Annotated in this window: 9 protein-coding genes; all 9 read left to right on the top strand. The window is 62.6% G+C overall.

Annotated elements, in window-relative coordinates; all coding sequences use genetic code 11:
- The coding region (locus B3E94_RS19815) for a hypothetical protein (protein ID WP_286914832.1) at positions 1 to 116 on the top strand (116 nt) is incomplete at its 5' end.
- Positions 113 to 1102, top strand: a complete 990-nt coding sequence (gene pdxA / locus B3E94_RS19810) for a 4-hydroxythreonine-4-phosphate dehydrogenase PdxA (RefSeq protein WP_236238119.1) — start codon at positions 113 to 115, stop codon at positions 1100 to 1102. The genes B3E94_RS19815 and pdxA, both read left to right, overlap by 4 nt.
- Positions 1099 to 1899, top strand: coding sequence for a 16S rRNA (adenine(1518)-N(6)/adenine(1519)-N(6))-dimethyltransferase RsmA (gene rsmA / locus B3E94_RS19805; RefSeq protein WP_176516047.1), 801 nt, complete (start codon positions 1099 to 1101; stop codon positions 1897 to 1899). Before pdxA ends, rsmA begins: the two co-directional genes overlap by 4 nt.
- 147 nt (positions 1900 to 2046) lie before the next feature.
- On the top strand, positions 2047 to 2427 hold the full coding sequence (gene apaG / locus B3E94_RS19800) for a Co2+/Mg2+ efflux protein ApaG (protein WP_176513944.1): 381 nt from the start codon (positions 2047 to 2049) through the stop codon (positions 2425 to 2427).
- Positions 2427 to 3293 carry a symmetrical bis(5'-nucleosyl)-tetraphosphatase gene (locus tag B3E94_RS19795; RefSeq protein WP_286914829.1) on the top strand — a complete coding sequence of 289 codons (867 nt, stop codon included), beginning with the start codon at positions 2427 to 2429 and terminating at the stop codon, positions 3291 to 3293. Before apaG ends, B3E94_RS19795 begins: the two co-directional genes overlap by 1 nt.
- Before the next feature lie 14 nt (positions 3294 to 3307).
- A complete protein-coding gene (glpE, locus tag B3E94_RS19790) occupies positions 3308 to 3637 on the top strand; it encodes a thiosulfate sulfurtransferase GlpE (RefSeq protein ID WP_176513940.1) in 330 nt (109 codons plus the stop codon).
- Positions 3638 to 3920: 283 nt separating this feature from the next.
- Positions 3921 to 5843, top strand: coding sequence for a PrkA family serine protein kinase (locus B3E94_RS19785; protein WP_176513938.1), 1923 nt, complete (start codon positions 3921 to 3923; stop codon positions 5841 to 5843).
- Positions 5844 to 5974: 131 nt separating this feature from the next.
- Positions 5975 to 7249, top strand: coding sequence for a YeaH/YhbH family protein (locus B3E94_RS19780; protein WP_286914828.1), 1275 nt, complete (start codon positions 5975 to 5977; stop codon positions 7247 to 7249).
- The coding region (locus tag B3E94_RS19775) for a hypothetical protein (protein ID WP_286914831.1) at positions 7246 to 7373 on the top strand (128 nt) is incomplete at its 3' end. The genes B3E94_RS19780 and B3E94_RS19775, both read left to right, overlap by 4 nt.

The raw sequence follows: 7373 nt of genomic DNA, 5'->3' as shown, positions 1-7373 counted from the left end.
TGAACGTGCTGCGCAACCGCAAGTACGACGAAGAGCTGCAGACCTGGCTGCGCCAGATCCGCGACGAAGCCTACGTTGAAATCAAGCTGCCTGGCGCTGACCAGGCCGCACAGTGAAGCCCCTGCGCTTCGCCGTCACCCCCGGCGAACCAGCCGGCATAGGTCCCGACCTGTGCCTGCTGCTCGCCGCCGACGCCCAGCCTCACCCCCTGATTGCCATCACCAGCCGTGACCTGCTCGCCGAGCGGGCCACGCAGCTGGGGCTGGCCGTCAACCTGCTGGCGGTGCAACCGGGCCAGTGGCCAGAGCAGCCGGCACCAGCCGGCAGCCTGTATGTGTGGGACACCCCGCTGGCGGCGCCCGTAGTGGCCGGCCAGCTGAACCAGGCCAATGCCGCGTTCGTCCTGCAAACCCTGACCCGTGCCGGGCAAGGCTGCATGAACGGCGACTTCGCCGGCATGATCACTGCCCCTGTGCACAAGGGCGTGATCAACGAAAGCGGCATCGCCTTCTCCGGCCATACCGAATTTCTCGCCGACCTGACCCACACCGCCCAGGTGGTGATGATGCTGGCTACCCACGGCCTGCGCGTAGCCCTCGTGACCACGCACCTGCCGCTGCGCGACATCGCCGATGCCATCACCCCCGAGCGCGTGGAGCGCGTGACGCGTATCCTGCATGCCGACATGCGCGACAAGTTCGGCATCGCCAACCCACGTATCCTGGTCTGCGGGCTCAACCCGCATGCCGGTGAAGGCGGCCATCTGGGCCGCGAAGAAATCGACATCATCGAGCCGACACTGGCCCGTCTGCGCCAGGAAGGCATGGACCTGCGCGGCCCGCTGCCGGCCGATACCCTGTTTACCCCCAAATATCTGGAGCACTGCGACGCGGTGCTGGCGATGTACCACGACCAGGGCCTGCCCGTACTCAAGTACAAAGGTTTTGGCGCGGCCGTCAACGTGACCCTGGGCCTGCCGATCATCCGCACGTCGGTCGATCACGGCACCGCCCTGGACCTGGCCGGCAGCGGCAAGGTCGACACCGGCAGCCTGCGCGTCGCCCTGGAAACCGCCTACCAGATGGCCGAGAACCGACCATGAACGAGCAATACCAACACCGGGCGCGCAAGCGCTTCGGCCAGAACTTCCTGCATGACGCGGGCATCATCGACCGCATCCTGCGCGCGATCAACGCCAAGGCCGGCGAACACCTGCTGGAAATCGGCCCGGGCCAGGGCGCCCTCACCGAGGGCCTGCTGGGCAGTGGCGCACAGCTGGACGTGGTGGAACTGGACAAGGACCTGGTGCCGATCCTCCAGCACAAGTTCGCAGGCCGCGACAACTTCCGCCTGCACCAGGGCGACGCCCTGAAGTTCGACTTCAACCAGCTGGGCGTTCCCGCGCGCAGCCTTAAAGTGGTCGGCAACCTGCCGTACAACATTTCCACCCCGCTGATCTTCCACCTGCTCAGCCATGCCGGCCTGATCCGTGACATGCACTTCATGCTGCAGAAGGAAGTGGTCGAGCGCATGGCGGCAGGCCCAGGCGGTGGTGATTGGGGCCGCCTGTCGATCATGGTGCAGTACCACTGCCGGGTCGAACACCTGTTCAACGTCGGCCCCGGGGCGTTCAACCCGCCACCGAAGGTCGATTCTGCGATCGTGCGCCTGGTGCCGCATGAAGTGCTGCCATACCCGGCCAAGGATCATCTGCTGCTGGAACGCGTGGTTCGCGAAGCCTTCAACCAGCGCCGCAAGACCTTGCGCAACACGCTGAAAGGCCTGCTCGACAGCCAGGCCATCGAAGCTGCCGGCGTCGACGGCAGCCTGCGCCCTGAGCAGCTGGACCTGGCCGCTTTCGTGCGCCTGGCCGACCAGCTCGCCGATCAGCAAGCCTGATCCAGCCCTCGCCAACCCTATCGCCGGCATGCCGGCGATAGGGTCTCAACTGGCACTTCCCTCTCCTCCCACGCACTGGCCCTCCCCCCCGCCAATAGCCTAGACTGCATGAATCGCCGTATTCGCGTGTTTGCTCAAGGCCCTTGCATGTCCGACCCCCGCTATCAGATCGACGTCAGCGTCGTGACTCGCTACCTCAAAGAACAATCCGACCCCGAAAGCAGTCGTTTCGCCTTCGCCTATACCATTACCGTGCAGAACAACGGCTCGGTCACCGCCAAGCTGATGTCCCGCCATTGGCTGATCACCAATGGCGACGGTGAAGTCGAAGAGGTGCGCGGCGCCGGCGTGATCGGCCAGCAACCGACCATCGAGCCGGGGCAAAGCCACACCTACAGCAGTGGCGCGGTAATCAGCACCCGCGTGGGCACCATGCAGGGCAGCTACCAGATGTTCGCCGAAGACGGCAAACGCTTCGATGCCGAGATCATGCCCTTCCGCCTGGCGGTCCCGGGGGCCCTGCACTGATGGCCACCTACGCCGTCGGTGACCTGCAGGGTTGCCTGCAGCCGCTCAAGTGCCTGCTCGAACGCGTGCGTTTCAACCCGGAAGTCGATCGCCTGTGGCTGGTGGGCGACCTGGTCAACCGCGGCCCCGAATCGCTGGAAACCCTGCGTTACCTGTACTCGATTCGCCAGTCGCTGGTCTGCGTGCTGGGCAACCACGACCTGCACCTGCTGGCGGCCTGGCACAACGTCGAGCGCCTGAAAAAAAGCGACACGCTGCGCGAAATCATCGAAGCACCCGATGCCGACCTGCTGCTCGACTGGCTGCGCCGCCAGCCACTGCTGCACTACGACGAGCCACGCGGTATCGCCCTGGTGCATGCCGGCATTCCGCCGCAGTGGACACTCGGCAAGGCGCTGGAGCTGGCTGCAGAAGTCGAAGAGGCGCTACGCGATGACGGGCGCCTGAAGCTGTACCTGGACGGCATGTACGGCAACGAGCCGCACAAGTGGAGCAAGAACCTCAGCGGCATCGAACGCCTGCGGGTCATCACCAACTACCTGACCCGCATGCGCTTCTGCACCGCCGAGGGCAAGCTCGACCTCAAGAGCAAGGAAGGCCTGGGCACCGCCCCCAAAGGTTACAAACCGTGGTTTGCCCACAAGGACCGGCGCTCGCGCCACGTGAAGATCATCTTCGGCCACTGGGCCGCGCTCGAAGGCCGCGTCGACGAGCCTGGCGTGATCGCCCTGGACACCGGCTGCGTGTGGGGCGGGGCGATGACCCTGTACAACGTCGACAGCGGTGAATACCACCGCTGCGAGTGTGCCGACGACGGCAACCTGCGCCAGCCCCCACAACCCGATAAACTCAACGTTCACCCCTGAAGGAAGCCGTACCCATGAGCGAATTCAAGCGCATCCCTCCCGAGCAGGCCCTGGCCCTGCGCGCGCAAGGTGCGGTCGTCGTCGACATTCGCGACCCGCAAGCCTATGCCGCCGGCCACATCACCGGCGCCCGGCACCTGGACAACCACTCGGTCGCCGACTTCATCCGCAATGCCGACCTGGACGCGCCAACGCTGGTGGTCTGCTACCACGGCAACTCCAGCCAGAGCGCCGCCGCCTACCTGGTCGGCCAAGGCTTTTCGGACGTGTACAGTGTCGATGGCGGCTTCGAGCTGTGGCGCGCCACCTACCCGGCCGAAACCGCCCAAGGCACGCCCGAGTAATTTTTTCATTTTTACTGCAGCCCGCGCCCCACGCGGGCTTGCGCCTGACCTGACGAACGGTCACCGGCAACTTCCTCGCCGCTTCCCCTTGACCTTGCGGATAACCAACTATTCTTAAGCGCAGGCCATCCAAAAAAAGGGGAGAGCCGGTACACCGGCGTGCGGGTCATCGGTAGCGTTACAGGGTGTTCTGGGGGGTATACAGCAATCGGCGAACCCGGTTGCATGCCAGCATCAGCTGACTGATCCGGCGTCGTCTCCACGTATCGAGCGAGGTGACGTCATGAGTATTTTTAGCCACTTCCAACAACGTTTCGAGTCTACGCGCCAGGAAGAACTCTCGCTGCAGGAGTACCTCGAGCTGTGCAAAGAGGATCGCAGTGCCTACGCATCGGCAGCTGAACGGCTGTTGCTGGCCATCGGTGAGCCGGAACTGATCGACACCTCAACCAACTCCAGGCTGTCGCGCATCTTCTCCAACAAGGTGATCCGCCGCTATCCGGCCTTTGCCGACTTCCATGGCATGGAAGAGTGCATCGACCAGATCGTCTCTTACTTCCGCCACGCCGCCCAAGGCCTGGAAGAGAAGAAACAGATCCTCTATCTGCTGGGCCCGGTCGGCGGCGGTAAGTCGTCGCTGGCCGAGAAACTCAAGCAGCTGATGGAAAAGGTCCCCTTCTACGCGATCAAGGACTCACCGGTCTTCGAGTCGCCGCTGGGCCTGTTCAATGCCACCGAAGATGGCGCCATTCTCGAAGAGGAGTACGGCATCTCGCGGCGCTACCTGAACACCATCATGTCGCCGTGGGCCACCAAGCGCCTGCAGGAATACGGCGGCGACATCAGCAAGTTCCGAGTGGTCAAGCTGTACCCGTCGATCCTCAACCAGATCGCCATCGCCAAGACCGAACCTGGTGACGAGAACAACCAGGACATCTCTGCCCTGGTCGGCAAGGTGGATATCCGCAAGCTCGAGGAATTCCCGCAGAACGACGCCGACGCCTACAGCTACTCGGGCGCGCTGTGCCGGGCCAACCAGGGCCTGATGGAATTCGTCGAGATGTTCAAGGCGCCGATCAAGGTCCTTCACCCGCTGCTCACCGCCACCCAGGAAGGCAACTACAACAGTACCGAAGGCCTCGGCGCGATCCCCTACTCCGGGATCCTGCTGGCCCACTCCAACGAATCGGAGTGGCACACCTTCCGCAACAACAAGAACAACGAGGCGTTCATCGACCGGATCTACATCGTCAAGGTGCCGTACTGCCTGCGCGTCAGCGACGAGATCAAGATCTACGACAAACTGCTGGTCAACAGCTCCCTGGCCAAGGCCCATTGCGCGCCGGACACGCTGAAGATGCTCGCCCAGTTCACCGTGCTCTCGCGCCTCAAGGAGCCGGAAAACTCCAACATCTACTCGAAGATGCGCGTGTATGACGGCGAAAACCTCAAGGACACCGACCCGAAAGCCAAGTCGATCCAGGAGTACCGCGATTCCGCAGGTGTCGACGAAGGCATGAACGGCCTGTCGACCCGCTTCGCCTTCAAGATCCTCTCCAAGGTGTTCAACTTCGACCCGCACGAGGTAGCCGCCAACCCGGTGCACCTGCTGTACGTGCTGGAGCAGCAGATCGAACAGGAACAGTTCCCGGCAGAAGTGCGCGAGCGCTACCTGCGCTACCTGAAGGAGTACCTGGCACCGCGCTATATCGAGTTCATCGGCAAGGAAATCCAGACCGCCTACCTCGAGTCGTACAGCGAGTACGGCCAGAACATCTTCGACCGCTATGTGCTGTACGCCGACTTCTGGATCCAGGACCAGGAATACCGCGATCCGGAAACCGGCGAAATCCTCAACCGCATCGCCCTCAACGAAGAACTGGAAAAGATCGAGAAACCGGCCGGCATCAGCAATCCGAAGGATTTCCGCAACGAGATCGTCAACTTCGTGCTGCGCGCCCGCGCCAACAACAACGGCAAGAACCCGAGCTGGCTGAGCTACGAGAAGCTGCGTGTGGTGATCGAGAAGAAAATGTTCTCCAACACCGAAGACCTGCTGCCGGTCATCAGCTTCAACGCCAAGGCCAGCAAGGAAGACCAACAGAAACACAACGACTTCGTCACGCGCATGGTGGAGCGTGGCTACACCGACAAACAGGTGCGCCTGCTGTCGGAATGGTACCTGCGGGTCAGGAAATCGCAATAAAGCGGCAAGCTACACGCCGTTCGCCCGCAGCTGGCCAGCCAGCTTCGGGCGGCGGTGGCTGCTTTGCTGGCGAGTATGTGCAGCAGCTCGTAGCTTGAAGCGTGCAGCTGTTCCCAGCTACCGGAGGGACCATGAGCTACGTTATCGACCGACGCCTGAACGGCAAGAACAAGAGCACGGTCAACCGCCAGCGTTTCTTGCGGCGTTACCGTGAACACATCAAGAAAGCCGTCGAAGAGGCGGTGAGCCGCCGCTCCATCATGGACATGGAGCATGGCGAACAGATCAGCATTCCCGGGCGGGACATCGATGAACCGGTGCTGCACCATGGCCGTGGCGGCAAGCAGACCATCGTGCACCCAGGCAACAAGGAATTCACCGCCGGCGAGCATATCGCCAGGCCCCAAGGGGGCGGCGGCGGGGGTGGCGGGCGTGGCAAGGCCGGCAACTCCGGCGAGGGCATGGATGATTTCGTCTTCCAGATCACCCAGGAAGAATTCCTCGAATTCATGTTCGAAGACCTCGAACTGCCCAACCTGGTCAAGCGCCACCTGACCGGTACCGACACGTTCAAGACCGTGCGCGCCGGCATCGCCAACGAAGGCAATCCGTCGCGCATCAATATCGTGCGCACGCTGCGCTCGGCCCATGCCCGGCGTATCGCCCTGACTGGCAGCAGCCGTGCGCTGCTGCGTGAGGCGCAAAAGGAACTGGCCCGGCTCAAGGTCGAGGAGCCCGACAACTTCACCGACATCCAGGAAGTCGAACAGGAAATCGATCGGCTCAAGGCACGCATCAACCGCCTGCCCTTCCTCGACACCTTCGACCTCAAGTACAACCTGCTGGTCAAGCAGCCCAACCCCAGCTCCAAGGCAGTGATGTTCTGCCTGATGGACGTGTCCGGCTCGATGACCCAGGCCACCAAGGACATCGCCAAACGCTTCTTCATCCTCCTGTACCTGTTCCTCAAGCGGAACTACGACCGCATCGAAGTGGTGTTCATTCGCCACCACACCAGTGCCCGCGAAGTCGACGAGGAAGAATTCTTCTACTCCCGGGAAACCGGCGGCACCATCGTCTCCAGCGCGCTGAAGATGATGCAGGAGATCATGGCCGAGCGTTATCCGGCCAGCGACTGGAACATCTATGCCGCCCAGGCGTCCGACGGCGACAACTGGAACGATGACTCGCCGATCTGCCGCGAGATCCTGTCCAAGCAGATCATGCCGCACGTGCAGTACTACACTTACGTCGAGATCACCCCACGTGAACATCAGGCGCTGTGGTACGAGTACGAGCGAATCGGCGAGGCCTTCCCCGACACTTTCGCCCAGCAGCAGTTGGTTTCGGCCGGCGATATCTACCCGGTCTTCCGTGAACTCTTCCAGCGCAGGTTAGCCACATGACCGCCAGAGCACAGAGACGCCAACCCATTTCCACCGGGTCCGAGTGGACGTTCGAGCTGATCCAGACCTACGATCGGGAAATCAGCCGGCTGGCCGAGCGTTACGCCCTGGACACCTACCCCAA

Origin of the sequence: Pseudomonas sp. UBA6315 (assembly GCF_002438125.1) — a bacterium.
Taxonomy (GTDB): Bacteria; Pseudomonadota; Gammaproteobacteria; order Pseudomonadales; family Pseudomonadaceae; genus Aquipseudomonas; species Aquipseudomonas faucium.
This window is presented reverse-complemented; position numbering and strand designations above follow the sequence as displayed.